This is a genomic window from Streptomyces sp. NPDC008001, from assembly GCF_042958085.1.
Classification (GTDB): Bacteria; Actinomycetota; Actinomycetes; order Streptomycetales; family Streptomycetaceae; genus Streptomyces.
Map to the genome: position 1 here is coordinate 541,377 of NZ_JBIBIZ010000001.1, position 23,323 is coordinate 564,699.

Below are 23,323 nucleotides of genomic sequence, written 5' to 3' on the forward strand. Positions count from 1 at the left end.
GGAGCGCAATATGGTCGAGTCCGGGCTCAGCGGAACGGGGAATCGGGCCGGTTCGGCGGATTCGGCCGATGGCATCGCCGTCATCGGTCTGGCGTGCCGGCTGCCGGGGGCCGCCGATCCGGCCGCCTTCTGGCGGCTGCTCAGCGAGGGCGCGGACGCGATCACTGACGTCCCCCCGGACCGGTGGGACGGGGCCGCCGTGGCCGACGCCGATCGCTCGGCGCCGGGCAGGACCGACATCCGCCGGGGCGGGTTCCTCGACCGCATCGGCCACTTCGACGCCGGGTTCTTCGGGCTCTCCCCGAAGGAAGCCGCGGCCATGGACCCGCAGCAGCGGCTCGTGCTGGAGCTGGCCTGGGAAGCGCTGGAGGACGCGCACGTGCGCGCCGAGACGCTGCGCTCCACCCGCACGGGAGTGTTCGTCGGCGCCATCTGGGACGACTACGCGACCCTGCACTACCGCTCCGGGCTGACGGCCATCTCCCCGCACACCGTCACCGGCCTGCACCGCAGCATCATCGCCAACCGGGTCTCGTACTTCCTCGGCCTGAACGGCCCCAGCCTGACCGTGGACTCCGGCCAGTCCTCCTCCCTGGTCTCGGTCCACCTGGCGTGCGAGAGCCTCCGCAAGGGCGAATCGACGATCGCCCTCGCGGGCGGCGTGAACCTCAACATCGTCCCCGAGAGCACCCTGGGCGCCGCGAAGTTCGGCGGCCTGTCCCCGGACGGCCGCTGCTTCACCTTCGACGCCCGCGCGAACGGCTACGTCCGCGGCGAGGGCGGCGGCATCGTCGTCCTCAAGCCGCTGGCCCAGGCCGTCGCGGACGGGGACCCGGTCTACTGCGTGATCCGCGGCAGCGCGGTCAACAACGACGGCGGCGGCGACGGGCTGACCGTTCCCCTGCAGTCCGGGCAGGAACAGGTGCTCCGGCTCGCCTACGAGCGGGCCGGCGTGGACCCCGCCGACGTCGGCTACGTGGAACTGCACGGCACCGGCACCAAGGTCGGCGACCCGATCGAGGCGGCCGCGCTCGGCGCGGTGCTGGGCGCCGGACGCGACCCCGGGCGGCCCCTGCGGGTCGGCTCGGCCAAGACCAACGTCGGCCACCTGGAAGGCGCCGCCGGCATCACCGGCCTGCTCAAGGCAGCCCTGTCGCTGAGCCGGCGCGAACTGCCCGCCAGCCTCAACTACGAGACCCCGAACCCGGCGATCCCGCTGACCCGGCTGAACCTCCGGGTGCAGACCGAGCACACCGCCTGGGACGGCCGCGACGACCGCCCGCTTCTCGCGGGAGTGAGCTCGTTCGGCATGGGCGGCACCAACTGCCACGTCGTACTGGCGGAACACCTCGCGGGTGCGGAGACGAGCACGGGCGCGGGGACACGGAGGGGCGCCGGTACGGGCACGGGTACGGAGACGGGCACGGGCACGGGCACAGGTACGCGTACGGAGGAGGCCGGGGGCGCGGGTGCGGTCACGGCTCCGACGCCGTGGCCGCTGTCCGCCAAGACCGCCGCCGGGCTGCGCTCCCAGGCCGCCGCCCTGCTCGCGCACACCGAGGCGCATCCCGGCCTCGCCCTCCCCGACGTCGGCTGGTCCCTGGCCACCGGCCGCACCGCCTTCGAACACCGGGCCGTCGTCGTGGGCGAGGACCGCGACGACTTCCTGCGCGCCCTGCGCGAACTGTCCACCGGCGGCATCGACGCCGCACTGACCACGGGCCGCACCGGACCGCGCGGCAAACTCGCCTTCCTCTTCTCGGGCCAGGGCAGCCAGCGAGCCGGCATGGGACGCGAACTGGCCGGGGTTTTCCCGGCCTTCGCCGCCGCCCTGGACGAGGTGTGCACCCACCTCGACGCCGAACTGCCCCGGCCGCTGCGCGAGGTCATGTTCGCCCCCGAGGGCTCCGAGGAGGCGGCCGAACTCGACCGGACCCTCTACACGCAGACGGCGCTGTTCGCCGTCGAGGTCGCCCTGTTCCGCCTGCTGGAGAGCTGGGGCCTCACCCCCGACCTGCTCATGGGCCACTCCATCGGCGAACTCGCCGCCGCGCACGCGGCAGGCGTCCTCTCCCTCGCCGACGCCTGCACCCTGGTCGCCGCGCGCGGTCGCCTGATGCAGGAGCTGCCCACCGGCGGCGCCATGATCGCGGTCCAGGCCGCCGAGGACGAGGTCCGCGCCCGCATCGGCGACCGCACGGACCGCGTGAGCATCGCCGCGCTGAACGGCCCGGACTCCGTCGTCGTCTCCGGCGACGAGGACCTCGTCACCGAGATCGCCGCCGCCTTCGCCGCCCAGGGCCGCAAGACCAGCCGGCTGCGCGTCAGCCACGCCTTCCACTCCCCGCACATGGAACCCATGCTGGCGGAGTTCCGCCGCGTGGCGGAGGGGCTGACGTTCCACGCCCCGCGCATCCCGATCGTGTCCAACGTGACGGGCCGGCTGTCCGCGGAGACCGAAGGGTACGAGGGCCGCACGGCCGAGTACTGGGTCCGCCACGTCCGCGACGCGGTCCGGTTCGCCGACGGCGTCGCCCGCCTCGACGAGCAGGGCGTCCGCACGTACCTGGAGCTCGGCCCCGGCGGTGTGCTGACCTCCATGGCCCGCACCGGCGCCGACGGCGACGCCCTGTTCGTCCCCGCCCTGCGCGCCCGCCGACCCGAGCCGCAAGCCCTGCTGACAGCGGTCGCGTCCCTGCACGTCCACGGCCTGGAGCCGGACTGGACCGCCCTGTTCGACGCACGAGGAGGCGTACGCCGTAAGGTCGCGCTCCCCACCTACGCGTTCGAGCGGCAGCGGTACTGGCTGGACGGCGGCGACACCACGACCCCTGCCGCCACCACGTCGGCTCCTGCCGTCCCGCAGCCGGAGGAGACCGCGACCGCCGGCAGCGGGAGCACGCCTGTCGGCGCCCTGGCCGAGCGACTGGCCGGACTGCCCGAATCCGCACGCGACGAAGCGGTACTCGACCTGGTCCGCGCCCACATCGCCGCCGTCCTGGGACACTCCGAATCCCGCCAGGTCGAGACCGAGTGGACGTTCAAGGACCTCGGCTTCGACTCCCTCAGCTCGGTGGAACTGCGCAACCAGCTCGGCGAGGCCACGGGGCTGCGCCTGCCCAGCGGCCTGCTGTTCGATCACCCGACCCCTGCCGCGCTGGCCCGCCACCTGAGCGCGGAAGCCCTGGGCGGGACCGCGGCGGGCAGCGCCGCCCCCGCACCGGCGGCCGACCCCGACGAGCCGATCGCGATCGTAGCCATGAGCTGCCGCCTCCCGGGCGGGGTGAGCTCGCCGGAAGACCTGTGGCGCCTCGTCGCCTCCGGCGGCGACGCCATCTCCGGATTCCCGGCGGACCGCGGCTGGGACGTCGAATCGCTCTACGACCCGGAACCCGGAACGCCCGGAAAGTCCTCGACGCGGCACGGCGGATTCCTCCACGACGCCGCGCAGTTCGACGCGGGATTCTTCGGCATCAGCCCCCGCGAGGCCGCCGCGATCGACCCGCAGCAGCGGCTTGTCCTGGAGACCGCGTGGGAGGCCTTCGAACGCGCCGGGATCGACCCCGTCTCCCTGCGCGGAACCCGGGCCGGCGTGTTCATCGGCGCGACGGCACAGGACTACGGCCCCCGGCTCCACGAGCCGGTCGAAGGCATCGAGGGCTACCTGCTGACCGGCACGACGACCAGCGTCGCCTCCGGCCGGGTCGCCTACTCGTTCGGCCTGGAGGGGCCCGCCGTCACGGTGGACACGGCGTGCTCGTCGTCGCTGGTCGCCCTGCACCTGGCCATCCAGTCGCTGCGGAGCGGCGAGTGCACGATGGCCCTCGCCGGCGGCGTGACCGTGATGTCCACGCCCGGCATGTTCGTGGAGTTCAGCCGCCAGCGAGGCCTGTCGGCGGACGGCCGCTGCAAGGCGTTCGCGGCGGACGCGGACGGCACCGGCTGGGCCGAGGGCGTCGGCATGCTCCTGGTGGAGCGGCTGTCCGACGCACAGCGCCACGGCCACGAGGTGCTGGCGGTGGTACGGGGATCGGCCGTCAACCAGGACGGCGCGTCCAACGGCCTGACCGCCCCGAACGGCCCGGCCCAGCAGCGGGTGATCCGGCAGGCCCTGGCCTCCGCCGGCCTCTCCCCGGCTGATGTGGACGCAGTGGAGGCGCACGGCACGGGCACCAGGCTGGGCGACCCGATCGAGGCGGAAGCCCTCATCGCCGCCTACGGCCGGGGGCGGGACGACGACCGGCCGCTGTGGCTGGGCTCGCTCAAGTCGAACATCGGTCACACGCAGGCCGCGGCGGGTGTGGCCGGTGTGATCAAGATGGTGATGGCGATGCGGCACGGTCTGCTGCCGCAGACGCTGCACGTGGACGAGCCCACGCCGCACGTGGAATGGTCCGCGAGCGGCGTGCGGCTGCTGACCGAGGCGGTGGAGTGGCCCGCGGGCGAGCTGCCGCGCCGGGCGGCGGTGTCCTCGTTCGGCATCAGCGGTACGAACGCGCACGTCATCGTGGAGCAGGCCGAGCCGAGCGAGAAGCCCGCCGGCGAGACGGCGGCCGCGGGGCCGGTGCCGTGGGTGCTGTCGGCGAAGAACGAGGCGGCCTTGCGGGAGCAGGCACGTCGGCTGCTGGCCTTCGTCGATTCCGAGGGCGCCGAGGCGAGTCGGGTGGACATCGCGTTCTCGCTGGCCACGTCGCGGGCGGTGCTGGAGCGCCGCGCCGCGGTCGTGGGCACGGACCTCGCCGAACTCCGGCAGGGGCTGGAGACGGTTGCTTCGGGCGCTGCGCCGGTGGGCGGTGGCGCCGGGGGCAAGGTCGGGTTCTTGTTCTCGGGGCAGGGGTCGCAGCGGATCGGGATGGGACGCGAGCTGTACGAGGCGTACCCCGTGTTTGCTGCGGCGTATGACGAGGTGTGTGGGCGGCTGGATGCGCCGGTCGATGTGGATGCGGAAACGCTTCACCGGACGGGTGAGACGCAGCCTGCGTTGTTCGCGGTTGAGGTGGCGCTGTTCCGGTTGCTGGAGTCGTGGGGTGTGCGGCCGGATTACGTGGCCGGTCACTCCGTAGGGGAGATAGCGGCTGCGCATGTGGCGGGTGTGCTCTCGCTCGATGATGCCGCGAAGCTGGTGTCTGCTCGTGCCCGGCTGATGCAGGCGCTGCCTGCGGGCGGCGCTATGGTGGCTGTGCAGGCGACCGAGGATGAGGTGCTTCCGCACCTGACCGATCAGGTGGGCATTGCGGCCATCAATGGCCCGCAGTCCGTGGTGATTTCCGGTGCCGAGGATGAGGTCACGGCGATTGCTGAGGTCTTCAAGCAGCAGGGTCGTAAGACCTCGCGTTTGAAGGTCAGCCATGCCTTCCACTCGCCGCTCATGGATCCCATGCTGGAGGAGTTCGCCGAGGTCGTCCGCGGCCTTACCTTCAACGAGCCGCGGATCCCGGTGGTCTCGAACCTCACCGGCCACCTGGCAGAGTCGTACACCCCCGAGTACTGGGTCCGCCACGTCCGCGAGGCCGTCCGTTTCGCCGACGGCGTCCAGACCCTCCACGACCTGAACGTCACGACCTTCGTGGAGATCGGCCCGGGCGGCATCCTCAGCGCCCTCGTCCAGGCCTGCCTGGATGACGCCGTCACCGTCCCCGCCCTCCGCGCCGACCGCCCCGAGCCGTACGCCGTCGCCACCGCGATCGGGCAGCTCCACACCTACGGCGTCTCCCCGGACTGGCACGCCGTCTTCCCCGGCGCCCACCGCGTTGATCTGCCCACCTACGCCTTCCAGCGCGACCGCTACTGGCTCGACGCGCCTCAGCCGGCAGCCCTCGGCGCGCCGGGCGAAGCGATGGACACGGAGTTCTGGGACAGCGTCGAGAGCGAGGACCGGGAATCTCTCGGTGCGCTCCTGGGGCTGGCGCCCGCCGAACTGGACGTGGTCGCCCCCAGGCTGTCCGCCTGGCGCCGGCAGCGCCGCGAGCAGTCCACCGCCGACGGCTGGCGCTACCGGATCTCCTGGCAGCCGCTGCCTGACATCGGCGCCGTGCCGTCGGGGACCTGGCTCTACGCGGTCCCTGATGAGACCCCGTGGACGGCTGCGATCCATGCCGGGCTCACGGAACTCGGCGTCGAACTCGTCCCGTTCGTCGTCGACGGGACCGCCGACCGCGAGTCGCTGACCCGGACGCTGACCGACGCCGGGCACGCCGACGGCGTCGTCTTCACCGCTGCCGGGACGGATTCCCTCCAGCGGCTGGTCCTACTCGTCCAGGCCCTCGGTGACGCCGGGATCGAGGCCCCGCTGTGGTGCCTGACCAGCGGCGCGGTGTCGACCGGCGCCTCCGATCCGCTCACCGACCCCGTATCCGCACAGCTCTGGGGCCTGGGCCGGGTCGTCGCCCTGGAACAGCCGCAGCGGTGGGGCGGGCTGGTCGACCTGCCCGCCGAGCCCGGCTCCCGGGCGGTGGAGCGCCTGGCCGGGCTGCTGACCCAGGCCGACGAGGACCAGCTCGCCGTACGCGACTCCGGCGTGTCCGGCCGCCGTCTGGTGCGCGCACCGCAGAGCGCGGCACCGGCGGACACGTCCTGGGCGCCGCGCGGCACGGTGCTCGTGACCGGTGGTACGGGCGCGCTCGGCGGGCACGTGGCCCGCTGGCTGGCGACCTCCGGTGCCGAACACCTGCTGCTCACCAGCCGCCGTGGCATCGACGCCCCTGGTGCCGCCGGCCTCAAGGCGGAGCTGGAGGAACTCGGGGCCCGGGTCACCGTCGCCGCCTGTGACGCGGCCGACCGGGCCGCGCTCGCGGAGCTGCTCGACCAGCACGCCGTGAACGCCGTCGTGCACACCGCGGGCGTGCTTGACGACGGCCTGGTCACCTCGCTCACGCCCGAGCGCCTGCAGCACGTCCTGCGTCCCAAGGTGGACGCCGCGCTCCACCTGCATGAACTCACCCGGGACCGGCAGGACCTCGACGCCTTCGTCCTCTTCTCCTCGATGACCGGCGTCTGGGGCAATGGGGGCCAGGGCGCCTACGGTGCCGCGAACGCCTTCCTCGACGCCCTCGCCGAGCGGCGCCGGGCGCAGGGCCTGCCCGCCCTGTCCATCGCCTGGGGCTCCTGGGCGGACGGCGGCATGGCCGACGGCGCCGCCGGCGACCACCTGCGGCGGCGCGGCGTCCGGGCGATCCCCGCCCTTCCCGCGATCTCCGTGCTGCACGGTGCGCTCACCCACGGCGAGACCTTCGTGACCGTCGCGGACGTGGACTGGGACCGCTTCGTGCCGGCCTTCGCCGGAACCCGCCCCTGCCCGTTGCTGCAGGGAGTGCCCGAGGCCCGTACCGCCCTCGCGGCGTTCGCCCGGGCCGCGCGGAGCACCGAAGTGCCCGCATCCGCGCTGGTCCAGCGCCTCCTGGGCGCCGCGCCGGGGGAGCAGGACCGCATCCTGCTGGATCTGGTCCGTGAACAGGCCGCCACCGTCCTCGGCCACACGGGGAAGGGCGCCTTCGACGCCGACCGCACGTTCCGCGAGACCGGCTTCGACTCGCTCACCGCCGTCGAACTGCGTCACCGGCTCACCACGACCACCGGCCTCAAACTGCCCGCCACCCTGGTCTTCGACCACCCCACCCCCACTGCCCTCGCCCGCCACCTGCGCGAAGAACTCCTCGGCCGGCACGGGCTGGAGGCGGAAGCCGCGCAGGTCACGGCCGCCGCGACCGACGAACCGATCGCGATCGTGAGCATGAGCTGCCGCTTCCCCGGCGGCGTCCAGTCGCCGGAGGACCTGTGGGAGCTCCTGCGGTCCGGCCGGGACGCGGTCGCCGGGTTCCCCACCGACCGCGGTTGGGACATCGACTCCCTCTACGACCCCGACCCCGACCGGTCCGGCAGGACGTACGCGCGTGAGGGCGGCTTCCTCCAGGGCGCCGACCGCTTCGACGCCGGCCTCTTCGGCATCTCGCCGCGCGAGGCGCTGGCGATGGACCCCCAGCAGCGGCTGCTGCTGGAGACCGCGTGGGAAGCCTTCGAACGCGCCGGCATCGCCCCCGCCTCCGTCCGCGCCAGCCGGACCGGCGTCTTCATCGGCACCAACGGCCAGGACTACGCCAACGGGCTGCGCAACGCCCCCGAGGAGATCGAGGGCTACGCGCTCACCGGAAAGGCGGCCTCGGTCGTCTCCGGCCGCATCTCCTACACGTTCGGCCTCGAAGGCCCCGCGGTCACGGTCGACACGGCCTGCTCGTCGTCGCTCGTGGCCCTGCACCTCGCCGCGCAGGCGCTGCGCAGCGGCGAGTGCACGATGGCTCTGGTCGGCGGCGTCACCGTGATGACCACGCCGGACCTGTTCGTGGAGTTCAGCCGCCAGCGCGGCCTGTCGGCCGACGGGCGCTGCAAGGCGTTCGCGGCCGGCGCGGACGGCACCGGCTGGGGCGAAGGCGTCGGCCTGCTGCTCGTGGAGCGGCTCAGCGACGCCGTACGCCATGGCCACGAGGTGCTGGCGGTGGTACGGGGATCGGCCGTCAACCAGGACGGTGCGTCCAACGGTCTGACCGCTCCGAACGGACCTTCGCAGCAGCGCGTGATCCGCCAGGCCCTGGCCTCCGCCGGGCTCACACCGGCCGACGTCGACGCGGTCGAGGCACACGGCACCGGCACGAAGCTGGGCGACCCGATCGAGGCACAGGCACTCCTCGCGACGTACGGCCAGGAGCACTCCGACGACCGGCCGGTGTGGCTGGGGTCGGTGAAGTCGAACATCGGTCACACGCAGGCAGCGGCGGGTGTGGCGGGTGTGATCAAGATGGTGATGGCGATGCGGCACGGTGTGCTGCCGCAGACGCTGCACGTCGACGAGCCGACCGCGCACGTCGACTGGTCGGCGGGCGCGGTGCGACTGCTGACCGAGGCCGTGGAATGGCCCGGAAACGGCGGGCTCCGCCGGGCAGCGGTGTCCTCCTTCGGGATCGGCGGCACCAACGCGCACACGATCATCGAGGAGGCACCCGCCGCGGCAGCGGTCGAACCGGCCGCCGAACACGGTCCGGTGCCCGTGCCCTGGGTGCTGTCCGGCCGGACCGAGGCGGCGCTGCGGGCCCAGGCGGAACGCCTGCTGGCCTTCGCGAACGATGACGCGCCGCTGACCGACACCGGCTTCTCGACGGCCACCACGCGATCAGCTCTGGACCACCGTGCCGCCGTGATCGGCACCGACGCACGCGAACTGCGGGCGGGACTGGCCGCCCTCGCTGCCGGCGAGACAGCAGCGAACGTGGTGGCGGGGCGCGCCCACTCGGCCGACAAGGTCGGGTTCTTGTTCTCGGGCCAGGGGTCACAGCGGATCGGGATGGGGCGTGAGCTGTATGCGGCCTACCCGGTGTTTGCTGCTGCGTTTGATGAGGTGTGCGCGCGGCTGGATGCGCCGGTGGATGTGGATGCGGAAACGCTGCACCAGACGGGCGAGACGCAGCCTGCGCTGTTCGCGGTCGAGGTGGCGCTGTTCAGGCTGCTGGAGTCGTGGGGGATCCGGCCGGATTACGTGGCCGGTCACTCGGTAGGCGAGATCGCGGCAGCGCATGTGGCCGGGGTGCTGTCCCTCGACGATGCCGCGAAGCTGGTGTCGGCCCGTGCCCGGCTGATGCAGGCGCTGCCTGCGGGCGGCGCGATGGTGGCCGTGCAGGCCACCGAGGACGAAGTCTTGCCGCACCTGACCGATCAGGTGGGCATTGCGGCCATCAACGGCCCGCAGTCTGTGGTGGTTTCCGGTGCCGAAGATGCCGTGACTGCGATTGCCGAGATCTTCAAGCAGCAGGGTCGTAAGACGTCCCGCCTGAAGGTCAGCCACGCGTTCCACTCGCCGCTCATGGATCCCATGCTGGAGGAGTTCGCCGAGGTCGTTAGCGGCCTGAGCTTCAACGAGCCCACGATGCCGGTCGTCTCCAACCTCACCGGCCGCCTTGCCGAGCCGTACACCCCCGAGTACTGGGTCCAGCATGTCCGTGAGGCCGTCCGTTTCGCCGACGGCGTCCGAACCCTGCACGACCTGGGTGTCACGACCTTCGTGGAGATCGGCCCGGGCGGCGTCCTCAGCGCCCTCGTCCAGGCCTGCGTGGACGACGCGATCACGGTCCCGGTCCTGCGTACCGACCGCCCCGAGCCGCAGGCCGCCACGACCGCGTACGCCCAGCTGCATGTCAACGGCGTCGCGGTGGACTGGCACGCCTTCTTCCCCGGCGCCCGCCGCGTCGGCCTCCCCACCTACGCCTTCCAGCGCGAGCGCTACTGGCTCGATGCCCCCGCCTCCGTCGGCGACATGCGTGCGGTGGGCCAGGGCGAGGCCGGGCATCCGCTGCTCGGTGCCGCCGTGCCGCTGGCGGACGGTGACGGGCACCTGCTCACCGGACGGCTGTCGTCGCACACGCACCCGTGGCTGGTCGATCACGCCGTGAACGGGATCGCCCTCCTGCCGGGAACCGCGTTCGTCGAGCTGGCGATCACCGCGGCCGACGCCGTGGGCTGCGACCTGCTGGAAGAACTCACGCTGGAAACACCGCTGCTCGTGCCCGAGCACGGAGGCGTCGCGCTGCAGGTGCGCGTCGGAGCCGACGACGGGTCGGGCCGCAGGACGCTGACCGTGCACTCGCGGGCCGACGACGGAGATGCGTCCGCGTACGACTCCGCGTCCGAGCGGACGTGGGTCCGGCACGCCTCCGGCTCGCTGACCGGCGGCGCCCCCGGCCCGGTGGACGGTTCGCTCACCGCATGGCCGCCCGTGGGTGCGGAGCCGGTCGACGTCGACGGGTTCTACGACCGGCTCGCGGGCATGGCCCTCGACTACGGTCCCGTCTTCCAGGGGCTGCGCGCCGCGTGGCGGAGCGGGGACGACTTCTTCGCCGAGGTGGAACTGCCCGGCGGGGAGCAGCGGACGGACGCGGGCGCGTACGGTCTGCACCCCGCGCTGTTCGACGCCGCCCTGCACACCGTGTGGCTGGGTGCGGTCGAGCCCGAGGCCGGGACGGGGAACGGACTGCTGCCGTTCGCCTGGAGCGGCGTGCGCCTGGCGGCCGCCGGAGCTTCCGCGCTGCGCGTGAAGGTTTCGCGTGCGGGCGCCTCCACGGTGTCCTTGGTGCTGGCCGACGGCACCGGCGAGCCGGTCGCGCAGGTCGGTTCCTTGACGCTGCGCCCGGTCCCCGCCGACCAGTTGCGCGGCGGTGCCGGTGGCGACGACTCCGTCTTCGGGCTGGAATGGACACCGGTCAGCCTGCCGGCCGCGCCGGACGGCATGAGGATCGAGACGTACGAAGGCCTCGCCGCTCTGCAGGCCGCCGACTCGCCGGCCGGCGCCGACGCCGTGGTCGTGCCGTGCCCGACAGGGACCGGCGCGGATCTCGCCACCCGGGTCCGTGAGGTCACCAACGCCGTGCTGGAGCTGGTGCAGTGGTGGCTGGCCGAGGAACGGCCGTCACGCCTGGTGCTGGTGATGCGTACGGGCGAGCTGGCCCAGTCGGCGGTCCGCGGGCTGGTGCGCTCGGCGCAGAGCGAGAACCCGGACCGCATCGTGCTGATCGAGACCGATGCGGATGCCGATCCGGGTGCCGACGCCGATGCCGGTGCCGGTGTTCATGCCGATGTCGATGCGGGTCTCGTCGGGCTGCTGCCCGGCGTGATCGCCTCCGGTGAGCCTCAGGTTGCAGTGCGCGCGGGCGAGGTCCGGGTACCGAGGCTGGCCCGCATCGCCGCTCCCGACGCGGGTGCGGACGCGGAGCTCCCCGAGCTCGGTTCCGGGACCGTCCTGCTGACCGGCGCGTCCGGCGGACTGGGCGGGCTGTTCGCCCGGCACCTGGTCGCCGAGCACGATGTTCGCAGCCTGCTGCTGGTCAGCCGGCGCGGCGCGGACGCCCCCGGGGCGGCCGGCCTCACCGCCGACCTGTCCGCGCAGGGCGCCGACGTCACCTGGGCCGCCTGCGACGTGGCCGACCGCGAAGCCGTTCGTGACCTCCTGGCCGGGCAGCAGCTGTCCGCGATCGTCCACACCGCCGGCGTTCTCGACGACGGAGTCGTCGGTTCGCTGACTCCCGAGCGGCTGGACGCTGTGTTCCGCCCCAAGGTCGACGCGGCGCTGCATCTGCACGAACTGGCCGGCGATCTCTCCGCGTTCGTGCTCTTCTCCTCGGTCGCGGGCACCCTCGGCACGCCGGGGCAGGGCAACTACGCCGCCGCCAACACCTTCCTCGACGCCCTCGCCGAACACCGCCGCGCCCAGGGCCTGCCCGCCACCTCGTTGGCGTGGGGCCTCTGGGCGCAGGACAGCGACAGCGCGATGACCGGCAGCCTCGATCACACCGACCTCGCGCGCATCAAGCGCATGGGTCTCGCCCCGATCCCGCCGGTGGACGGCCTGCGGATGTTCGACGCCGCTCTGGCCACCGGGCAGGCGGCAGTCGTCCCGATCCGGCTGGACACCTCCGCCTTCCGGGACGGGCAGGGACAGCAGCCCGTTCCGCCGGTCCTGCGCGGACTGGTCCGGCTCGCGCCGGTGCGGCGCGCGGCAGCGGCGGCGAAGGCGGCCTCGTCCTCCCTGGGGCAGCGCCTGGCCGGGCTCCCGGAGGCCGAGCGCGAGCAGGTGGTGCTGGACCTGGTCCGTACCGAAGTCGCCGCCGTGCTCGGGCACGCCGGCGCGCAGTCGGTCGGCGCGGACGACTCGTTCAAGGACACCGGGTTCGATTCGCTGACCGCCGTCGAACTCCGCAACCGGCTCAACGCGGCCGTCGGCATGCGCCTGCCCGCCACACTGATCTTCGACTACCCGAACCCGCTCGCCCTCGCCCGCTTCCTCACCGCCGAAGCCGCGGGCACCACCGGCGAGACGACGGCGGCGCCGGCGACCGTGCCCGCGCCGGCCGCCGCGGCGGACGAGCCGATCGCGATCGTGGGCATGGCCTGCCGCTACCCCGGTGGCGTACGGTCGCCCGAAGAGCTCTGGCAGCTGGTGTTCTCCGGCCGGGACGCGGTGTCGGGCTTCCCCGAGGACCGTGGCTGGGACGTCGAGAACCTCTACGCCCCCGACCCCGACCAGTGGGGCACCAGCTACACCCGCGAGGGCGGCTTCCTGCACGACGCGGCGGACTTCGACGCGGAGTTCTTCGGGATCTCGCCGCGCGAGGCGCTGGCGATGGATCCGCAGCAGCGGTTGCTGCTGGAGACGTCGTGGGAGGCGTTCGAGCGGGCGGGGATCGATCCGGCGTCGGTGCGTGGCAGCCGGACCGGTGTCTTCGCCGGCGTGATGTACCACGACTACGGCGGCCGCGTGCACACCTCACCGGCAGGGCTTGAGGGGTACCTCGTCAACGGCAGCGCCGGCAGCGTCGCATCGGGCCGGGTCTCGTACACCTTCGGTCTTGAGGGCCCGGCGGTCACGGTGGACACGGCGTGCTCATCGTCCCTGGTGGCCCTGCACTTGGCGACGCAGGCGCTGCGCAGCGGCGAGTGCTCGATGGCCCTGGTCGGCGGCGTCACGGTCATGGCGAGCCCGGCGGTGTTCGTGGAGTTCAGCCGCCAGCGTGGTCTGTCGGCGGACGGGCGTTGCAAGGCGTTCGCGGCCGGCGCGGACGGGACGGGCTGGGCCGAGGGCGCGGGCATGCTGCTCGTGGAGCGGCTGTCAGACGCCCGGCGCAACGGGCACCAGGTGCTGGCGGTCGTCCGCGGCACCGCGGTGAACCAGGACGGCGCGTCGAACGGCCTGACCGCCCCGAATGGCCCGGCCCAGCAGCGGGTGATCCGGCAGGCGCTCGCCAACGCGGGGGTCTCGCCGGACCAGATCGATGCGGTGGAGGCGCACGGCACGGGCACGACGCTGGGCGACCCGATCGAGGCGCAGGCGCTCATCGCCACGTACGGGCAGGAGCGGCCGGAGGACCGGCCCCTGTGGCTGGGTTCGCTGAAGTCCAACATCGGTCACGCCCAGGCTGCGGCCGGTGTCGGCGGCATCATCAAGATGGTCATGGCGATGCGCCACGGCGTGCTGCCGCAGACACTGCACGTCGATGAGCCGACGCCGCACGTGGACTGGTCGGCAGGCGCGGTGCGGCTGCTGACCGAGCCGGTGGAGTGGCCTGCGGGCGAGCTCCCGCGCCGGGCGGCGGTGTCGTCCTTCGGCGTGAGCGGTACGAACGCACACGTGATCGTCGAGCAGGCGCCCGCAGCGGTGGAGCACCTTGCGAACTCGGAGGCCGGCCCGGCTGTTGTGCCGTGGGTGCTGTCGGCGAAGAGCGATGCGGCGTTGCGGGAGCAGGCACGCCGGCTGCTGGCCTTCGTCGATTCCGAGGGCGCCGAGGCGAGCCCGGTGGACGTCGCGTTCTCGCTGGCCACGTCGCGGGCGGTGCTGGAGCGCCGTGCCGCGGTCGTGGGCGGAGACCTCGCCGAATTCCGGCAAGGGCTGGAGGCGATCGTCTCGGGCGCTGCGCCCGTGGGTGGTGGCGCGGGGGGCAAGGTCGGCTTCTTGTTCTCGGGCCAGGGTTCGCAGCGGCTGGGGATGGGGCGCGAGCTGTATGCGCAGTACCCGGTCTTTGCCGCGGCGTATGACGAGGTGAGTGCGCGGCTGGATGCGCCCGTGGATGTGGAGTCGGAGGAGCTGAACCAGACGGGTTCGACGCAGCCTGCGTTGTTCGCGGTCGAGGTGGCGCTGTTCCGGTTGCTGGAGTCGTGGGGGGTGCGGCCTGATTACGTGGCTGGGCACTCTGTCGGCGAGATTGCGGCTGCGCATGTGGCGGGTGTGTTGTCGCTGGAGGATGCGGCGAAGTTGGTGTCGGCGCGTGCTGCGCTGATGCAGGCGCTGCCTGCGGGTGGCGCGATGGTTGCGGTCCAGGCGACCGAGGATGAAGTCCTGCCGCACCTGACCGAGCACGTGGGCGTCGCGGCGATCAACGGCCCGCAGTCCGTGGTGATTTCCGGTGTCGAAGATGCTGTGACCGCGATTGCTGGGGTCTTCAGGCTGCAGGGTCGTAAGACCTCGCGTCTGAAGGTCAGCCACGCGTTCCACTCGCCGCTGATGGATCCGATGCTGGAGGACTTCGCCGAGGTCGTCCGCGGCCTGTCCTTCAATGAGCCGCAGATCCCGGTGGTCTCGAACCTCACCGGCAGCCTGGCCGAGCCGTACACCCCCGAGTACTGGGTCCGTCACGTCCGTGAGGCCGTCCGTTTCGCCGACGGTGTGCAGACCCTCCACGACCTGGGTGTCACGACCTTCGTGGAGGTCGGCCCCGGCGGCGTCCTCAGCGCCCTCGTACAGGCCTGTGTGGATGACGCGGTCACCATTCCTGCTCTGCGTGCCGACCGCCCCGAGCCGTACGCCGTCGCCACCGCGATCGGCCAGCTCCACACCCACGGCGTCTCCCCGGACTGGCACGCCGTCTTCCCCGGCGCCCACCGCGTGGACCTGCCCACCTACGCCTTCCAGCGCGACCGCTACTGGCTTGATGTACCCGCGGCTCCCGGTGACGTCCGGGCCGCCGGCCTGGGTGCCGCGGACCACCCGCTGCTCGGCGCCGCCATCGCGACCGCCGACCGCGGGGGAGTCCTGCTCACAGGGCTGCTTTCCCTTGACACCCACCCATGGCTCTCCGACCACGCCGTCAACGGGACCGTTCTGCTGCCCGGCACCGCGTTCGTCGAGCTGGCGCTCAGGGCGGGCGACGAGACCGGCTGCGGGTGGATCGAGGACCTCACCCTGGAACTCCCGCTGGTGGTGCCCGCGCGCGGCGGCGTCACCCTCCAGGTGGCGGTCGGTCCGGACGACGAGTCCGGTCGGCGGCAGCTGAGCGTCCACTCACGGGTCGGAGACGGCGCGTGGGTGCGGCACGCGACGGGCGTGCTGTCCTCAGCGGAGGCGCCCGGCGGCGGCATCGGTGCATGGCCGCCGGTGGGTGCGGAGGCCGTCGACCTGACGTCGTTCTACGACGGACTGGCCGCTGCGGGCCTGGAATACGGCCCCGTCTTCCAGGGCCTGCGGTCGGTGTGGCGCAGCGGGGACGACGACGTCTTCGCCGAGGTCGCCCTGCCCGAAGGTACGGAGGCGGGCGCGTTTGCCCTGCATCCGGCGCTGCTGGACGCAGCCCTGCACGCCCTGGCGGCCGGTGGGCTGGTCTCGCTGGACGACGGCCCTCAGCTGCCGTTCGCATGGTCCGGTGTCGCCGTCCAGGCGGCCGGTGCGGCCATGGTCCGGGTGAAGCTGTCGCGGGCGGGCACCGGTTCGGTGAGGCTGGTCGTGGCCGATGGCGCCGGCGATCCGGTGGCCTCGGTCGACTCGCTGTCGCTGCGCACCGTATCGGCCGAGCAGCTGCGCGGTGCGGGGGGCGGTGACGCGCTGTTCGGCCTGGACTGGACGCCGTTCGCGCTGCCGTCCGCTGCCGACGCCCTGACGATCGAATCCGTTGCGGACTTCGCCGCGCTGCGAGAGTCGGGGTCGGGAGGGGAACCGGACGTCTTCGTCGTCCCGTGCCCGGCCGGATCCGCCGCGGACACCGCCACCCGGGTCCGTGAGGTCACCGATGCCGTGCTGGAGCTGGTGCAGTGGTGGCTGGCGGAGGACCGTCCGGCGCGGCTGGCGCTGGTGGCGAAGCCGGGCGACCTGGCCCATGCGGCGGTGTGGGGACTGGTGCGGTCCGCGCAGTCGGAGAACCCGGACCGGATCGTGCTGGTGGAGGCCGGGGACGCCGGGGACGCCGAGGCGGCGATCCGCGTGCTGCCGGGCGTGATCGCTGCCGGGGAGCCGCAGTTCGCGGTGCGCGGCGGGGACGTGTTCGTACCGCGCCTGGCGAAGGCGTCCGCAGCCGTCGCGAACACGCCGGACTTCGGCGCCGGCCCCGTCCTGCTGACCGGTGCTTCCGGCGCTCTGGGCGGCCTGGTCGCCCGGCACCTGGTCGCCGAGCACGGCGTCCGCAGCCTGCTGCTGCTCAGCCGACGCGGCGCGGACGCTCCCGGCGCGGTCGAGCTGGAGGCCGAGCTGGCGGCGTGGGGCGCCGAGGTGCAGTGGGCGGCCTGCGACGCGGCCGACCGGAACGCCCTCGCCGGAGTGCTGGCAGGGACTTCGGTCACGGCTGTGGTGCACACCGCCGGTGTCCTCGATGACGGCGTGATCGCCGCGCTCACCCCTGAGCGGATGGCAACGGTGCTGCGGCCCAAGGTCGACGCCGTGCTCAATCTCCATGAGCTGACGAGTGGTCTGTCGGCGTTCGTGGTCTTCTCGTCGGTGTCCGGCATCCTGGGCAGCGCCGGGCAGGCCAACTACGCCGCTGCCAACACCTTCCTCGACGCCTTCGCGGAACACCGCCGCGCCCACGGTCTCCCCGCCACCTCGCTGGCGTGGGGCCTGTGGGGTCAGGGCAGCGGCATGGCCGACAGGCTCGACCAGGCGGATCTCACCCGGCTCAAGCGGGTGGGCCTGGCCCCGATCGCCGTCGACGAGGGCCTGAGGCTGTTCGACGCGGCACTGGCCCTGGACCGGGCCGCCGTCGCCCCGCTCCGGCTGGACCTCGGCGGACTGCAGGGCACGGTGCCCTCGGTGCTCCGCGGCCTGCGCGGCCCCGTACGGGCCACGGCGCGGCGTGCGGCGCAGACCGCACCGAAGGGGTCGCTGGGGCAGCGGCTGGCCGGGCTGCCGGAGGCGGAGCGCGAGCAGGTGGTGCTGGACCTGGTACGTGCCGAGGTCGCCGCCGTGCTCGGGCACGCGTCGGTCGGGGCCGTACAGCCGGAACACGCCTTCCAGGACGCCGGCTTCGACTCGCTCACCTCGGTGGAACTCCGCAACAGACTGAACGCGGCGACCGGGCTGCGGCTCCCCGCGACCATGGTCTTCGACCACCCGACGCCCGTCGCGCTCTCCCGCTTCGTGCTGGCCGAGACGCTGGGCGTCCAGGAGCAGTCCGAGGCCGCGGTCGCCGCGGTCACCGGGACGGACGAGCCGATCGCGATCGTGGGCATGGCCTGCCGCTACCCCGGTGACGTGCGGACGCCCGAGGACCTGTGGCGACTGGTCGCCTCCGGTGCCGACGCGATCTCCGGCTTCCCCGAGGACCGCGGCTGGGACGTCGAGAACCTCTACGACCCCGACCCCGACCGCGCCGGCAAGTCCTCCGTGCGCCACGGCGGTTTCCTCCACCGGGCGGCCGAGTTCGACCCCGCCTTCTTCGGGATCTCGCCGCGCGAGGCGCTGGCGATGGATCCGCAGCAGCGGTTGCTGCTGGAGACGTCGTGGGAGGCGTTCGAGCGGGCGGGGATCGATCCGGCGTCGGTGCGTGGCAGCCGGACCGGTGTCTTCGCCGGCGTGATGTACCACGACTACGGCGGCCGGGTGAAGACGGCGCCGGAGGGCATGGAGGCCTATCTCGGCAGCGGGAGCGCGGGCAGCATCGCCTCGGGCCGGGTCTCGTACACCTTCGGTCTCGAGGGCCCGGCGGTCACGGTGGACACGGCGTGCTCGTCGTCCCTGGTGGCCCTGCACCTGGCGACGCAGGCGCTGCGCAGCGGCGAGTGCTCGATGGCCCTGGTCGGCGGTGTCACCGTCATGGCGACCCCTTCGACGTTCGTGGAGTTCAGCCGCCAGCGCGGCCTGTCGGCGGACGGGCGCTGCAAGGCGTTCGCGGCCGGTGCCGACGGCACGGGCTGGGCCGAGGGCGCGGGCATGCTGCTCGTGGAGCGGCTCTCGGACGCCCGGCGCAACGGCCACCGGGTGCTGGCGGTCGTCCGCGGCACCGCGGTGAACCAGGACGGCGCCTCCAATGGCCTGACGGCGCCGAACGGTCCTTCGCAGCAGCGCGTGATCCGGCAGGCGCTCGCCAACGCGGGCGTCTCGCCGGACCAGGTCGACGTGGTGGAGGCGCACGGCACGGGCACCAAGCTCGGTGACCCGATCGAGGCGCAGGCGCTGCTCGCCACGTACGGTCAGGAGCGGCCGGAGGGCCGGCCGCTGTGGCTGGGTTCGCTGAAGTCCAACATCGGTCACGCGCAGGCAGCGGCGGGTGTGGCGGGTGTGATCAAGATGGTGATGGCGATGCGCCACGGCGTGCTGCCGCAGACACTGCACGTCGATGAGCCGACGCCGCATGTGGACTGGTCGGCGGGCGCGGTGCGGCTGCTGACCGAGCCGGTGGAGTGGCCTGCGGGTGACCTGCCGCGCCGGGCAGCGGTGTCGTCCTTCGGCATTAGCGGCACCAACGCGCACGTGATCATCGAGCAGGCGCCCGTCATGGCGGAACTGCCTCCGGCTCCGGCCACGGGCCCGGGCTCGGGTCCGGTCGTCCCGTGGGTGCTGTCGGGCAGGACCGAGGCGGCGCTGCGGGCACAGGCGGAACGCCTGCTGTCCCTCACCGACACCGAACTCCTGCCGGCCGACGTCGGCTTCTCCCTCGCCACCACACGCTCGGCGATGGAGCACCGAGCCGCCGTGGTGGGGGAGACCCGGGACGAACTCCTGGACGGTCTGCGCGCGCTGGCCGCGGGTTCCTCGTCCGCCCGGGTCGTCGCGGGCGAGCCCGGCGCCGCGGGCAAGGTCGGGTTCTTGTTCTCGGGCCAGGGGTCGCAGCGGATCGGGATGGGACGCGAGCTGTACGAGGCGTACCCCGTGTTTGCTGCTGCGTTCGATGAGGTGTGTGGGCGGCTGGATGCGCCGGTGGATGTGGATGCGGAAACGCTTCACCAGACGGGTGAGACGCAGCCCGCGCTCTTCGCCGTCGAAGTGGCGCTGTTCCGGCTCCTCGCATCGTGGGGGATCCGTCCCGACTACGTGGCCGGTCACTCGGTAGGCGAGATTGCGGCGGCGCATGTGGCGGGTGTGCTCTCGCTCGATGATGCGGCGAAGTTGGTGTCGGCGCGTGCTGCGCTGATGCAGGCGCTGCCTGCGAGTGGGGCGATGGTGGCTGTGCAGGCGACCGAGGATGAGGTGCTTCCGCATCTGACCGATCAGGTGGGCATTGCGGCGATCAATGGTCCGCAGTCCGTGGTGGTTTCCGGGTCCGAGGACGAGGTCACGGCGATTGCTGAGGTCTTCAAGCAGCAGGGCCGTAAGACGTCCCGCCTGAAGGTCAGCCACGCCTTCCACTCGCCCCTCATGGACCCCATGCTGGAGGAGTTCGCCGAGGTCGTCCGCGGTCTGTCCTTCAACGAGCCCACGATCCCCGTCGTCTCCAACCTCACCGGCAGCCTGGCCGAGCCGTACACCCCCGACTACTGGGTCCGCCACGTCCGCGAGGCCGTCCGCTTCGCCGACGGCGTCCAGACCCTCCACGACCTGGGTGTCACCACCTTCGTGGAGGTCGGCCCCGGCGGCGTCCTCAGCGCCCTCGTCCAGGCCTGCCTGGATGACGCGATCACCATTCCCGCCCTCCGCGCCGACCGCCCCGAGCCGTACGCCATCGCCACCGCGATCGGGCAGCTCCACACCCACGGCGTCTCCCCGGACTGGCACGCCGTCTTCCCCGGCGCCCGTCCCGTCGACCTGCCCACCTACGCCTTCCAGTACGAGCGGTACTGGCTGGACGCGCCCGAGGAGTTCACCGGCGGTGCTGCTGCCACCGGGCTCGGGCTGGGGGCGGCGGAGCACCCCTTGGCGGGGGCGGCCGTCGCGCTGCCGGGCGCCGGCGGGTTCCTGGTCACCGGGCGGCTGTCGCTCCGGACCCACCCCTGGCTCGCCGACCACACGGTCATGGGCAGCGTCCTGCTGCCGGGTACCGCGCTCGTGGAGCTGGCGGTGCGTGCGGGTGACGAGGCCGGGTGCGCGCAGATCGAGGACCTGACGCTGGAAGCGCCGCTGATCGTCCCCGAGCGCGGCGGTGTGGCCGTGCAGGTGTGGGTCGGTGCCGAGGAGGAGCCGGGCAGGCGCGCGCTGAGCGTGCACTCCCGTCCGGAGGGCGCCGCGGCCGGCGAGCCGTGGGTACGGCACGCCGTCGGCTTCCTGACGGACGAGCTGCCCGAGCCGCCGCACGGTACGGACGTCGGCGCGTGGCCGCCGGTGGGCGCGGAGGCCGTCGACCTGACGGCGTTCTACGACGACCTGGCCGGACTCGGCCTGGGCTACGGGCCGGTCTTCCGGGGCCTGCGGTCGGTGTGGCGCAGCGGGGACGACGTCTTCGCCGAGGTCACCCTGCCCGAGGGCACGGAGGCGGGCGCGTTCGCCCTGCATCCGGCGCTGCTGGACGCGGCGCTCCATGCGATCGGTGCGGGCGGTCTCGTGCCCGTCGGTGACGGGCCGCTGCTGCCCTTCGCCTGGTCCGGGGTGAACGTCCGGGCCGCCGGGGCGACGGCGCTGCGGGTGAAGGTCTCGCGGACGGGCACCGACGCGGTGTCGCTGACCGTGGCCGATGCCGCGGGCGGTCCGGTGGCCACGGTCGGTTCGCTGTCGCTGCGGCCGGTGTCGCGGGAGCAGCTGCTCAAGGCCGGCGGGTCCGGCGCCGGCAACTCGCTGTTCGGCCTCGCATGGCAGCCGGTGGCCCTCAGCGAGGCTGATGCCGGGCTCGATGTGCGGAGGTACGCGGACTTGGCCGCTCTGTCCGCCGAACCGGACCTTCCCGACGTCGCGGTCGTGCCCTGCCCGACCGGGTCCGGTGCGGACACCGGCGAGCAGGTGCACGGCCTTGTGAGTGCCGAGCAGGTGCACGGCCTCGCGAGTGAGGCGTTGGCGCTGGTGCAGTGGTGGCTGGCGGAGGAGCGTCCGGCGCGGCTGGCGCTGGTGACCCGGCCCGGCGACCCGGCTCACGCTGCGGTGCGGGGCCTGGTGCGGTCCGCGCAGTCGGAGAACCCGGACCGGATCGTGCTGGTGGAGGCGGAAGACACCGAGGAGGTGGTCCGTGTACTGCCCGCCTTGGTCGCTTCCGGCGAGCCGCAGTTCGCGGTGCGCGGCCACGAGGTGCTCGTACCCCGTCTCGTCCAGGACGCGGCCACGGCCACGGCGGCCGGTGCCGGCGTACCCGATCTCGCCGACGGCACGGTCCTCGTGACCGGTGCCTCCGGTGCGCTGGGCGGGCTCGTCGCCCGGCACCTGGTGTCCGAGCACAAGGTGCGCCGGCTCCTGCTGGCGAGCCGCCGGGGCGCGGAGGCCCCCGGTGCGGCCGAGCTGGAGGCCGAGCTGGCCGCGTGGGGCGCCGAGGTCACCTGGGCGGCCTGCGACGTGGCGGACCGGGACGCCGTCTCCGGAATGCTGAACGGGCTCGGCGGTCAGCGGCTGTCGGCGGTCGTGCACACCGCAGGCGTGCTCGACGACGGCGTCGTCGCCTCGGTCACCCCGGAAAGGATGAGGGAGGTCTTCCGGCCCAAGGTGGACGCCGTGCTGAATCTTCACGCGTGCACGCGGGACCTGGACCCGGCCGCCTTCGTCCTCTTCTCCTCGGTCGCCGGAATCGTCGGCAGCGCCGGTCAGGCGAGTTACGCGGCGGCGAATTCCTTCCTCGACGCGTTCGCGGAATACCGCCGCGCCCACGGTATTCCCGCCACGTCGCTGGCGTGGGGCGTGTGGGAGCAGGCGGGCGCGATGACCGACGGCCTCGCCGAGGCCGACCGGGCGCGCATGGCGCGCAGCGGCGTGCTGCCGCTGCCGGTGGAGGAGGGGCTGCGGCTGTTCGACGCGGCGCTCGCTTCGGACGAGGCGGTGCTCGCCCCGGTCCGGATCGACACCGGTGCGCTGCGCACCGGCGAAGCGCCGGCGGTGCTGCGGGCCCTGGTGCCGGCCCCGGCCCGGAGGGCCGCGCAGGCCGCTGCCGCAGCGCCTTCCGCGGATTCGCTGGCACGCCGTCTGGAAGGCATGCCGGAGGCCGAGCGGGAGAAGGCGGTACTGGACCTGGTGCGCGGCGAGGTGGCCGCGGTCCTGGGCCACGCCTCGGCGCACACGGTCCGGCCGGAACACGCCTTCCAGGACCTGGGGTTCGACTCGCTGACCGCCGTCGAACTGCGCAACCGGCTGAACAGAGCCACCGGACTGCGGCTGCCCGCGACGCTGGTCTTCGACTACCCGACGCCCGCTCTCCTCGCCCGGCACGTACTCACGGAAACGGCGGGGGCGGCCGAGCCGTCCCTAGTGGAATCCCTACTTGCTGACCTGGACAAGGTCGAACAAGAATTGGTCACGAAGTTGTCAGAGGGTGAAGCCCGCGACCGGATCCTGTCAAAGCTCCAGGCTGTATTGGCGATTGCCGGTGAATCCGGCAGGGCGCCGGTGCCGGAAGGCCCTGGAACGGCCAGCGATCTGGAATCGGCCACGGACGACGAAGTATTTGATCTGCTTGGCAAGGAATTCGGGATCTCCTGACCGTCAGGGTGCGTCCCGGTCGTCTCCTTGCCGAATTCCGGTAAGTCT

General features: G+C 73.1%; 1 protein-coding gene. It reads left to right on the forward strand.

Annotation, left to right across the window (positions count from 1 at the left end; translation table 11 throughout):
• The first annotated feature begins 10 nt into the window (after positions 1–10).
• On the forward strand, positions 11–23,275 hold the full coding sequence (locus ACFZCD_RS02230; RefSeq protein ID WP_391826950.1) for a type I polyketide synthase: 23,265 nt from the start codon (positions 11–13) through the stop codon (positions 23,273–23,275).
• Positions 23,276–23,323 lie beyond the last annotated feature (48 nt).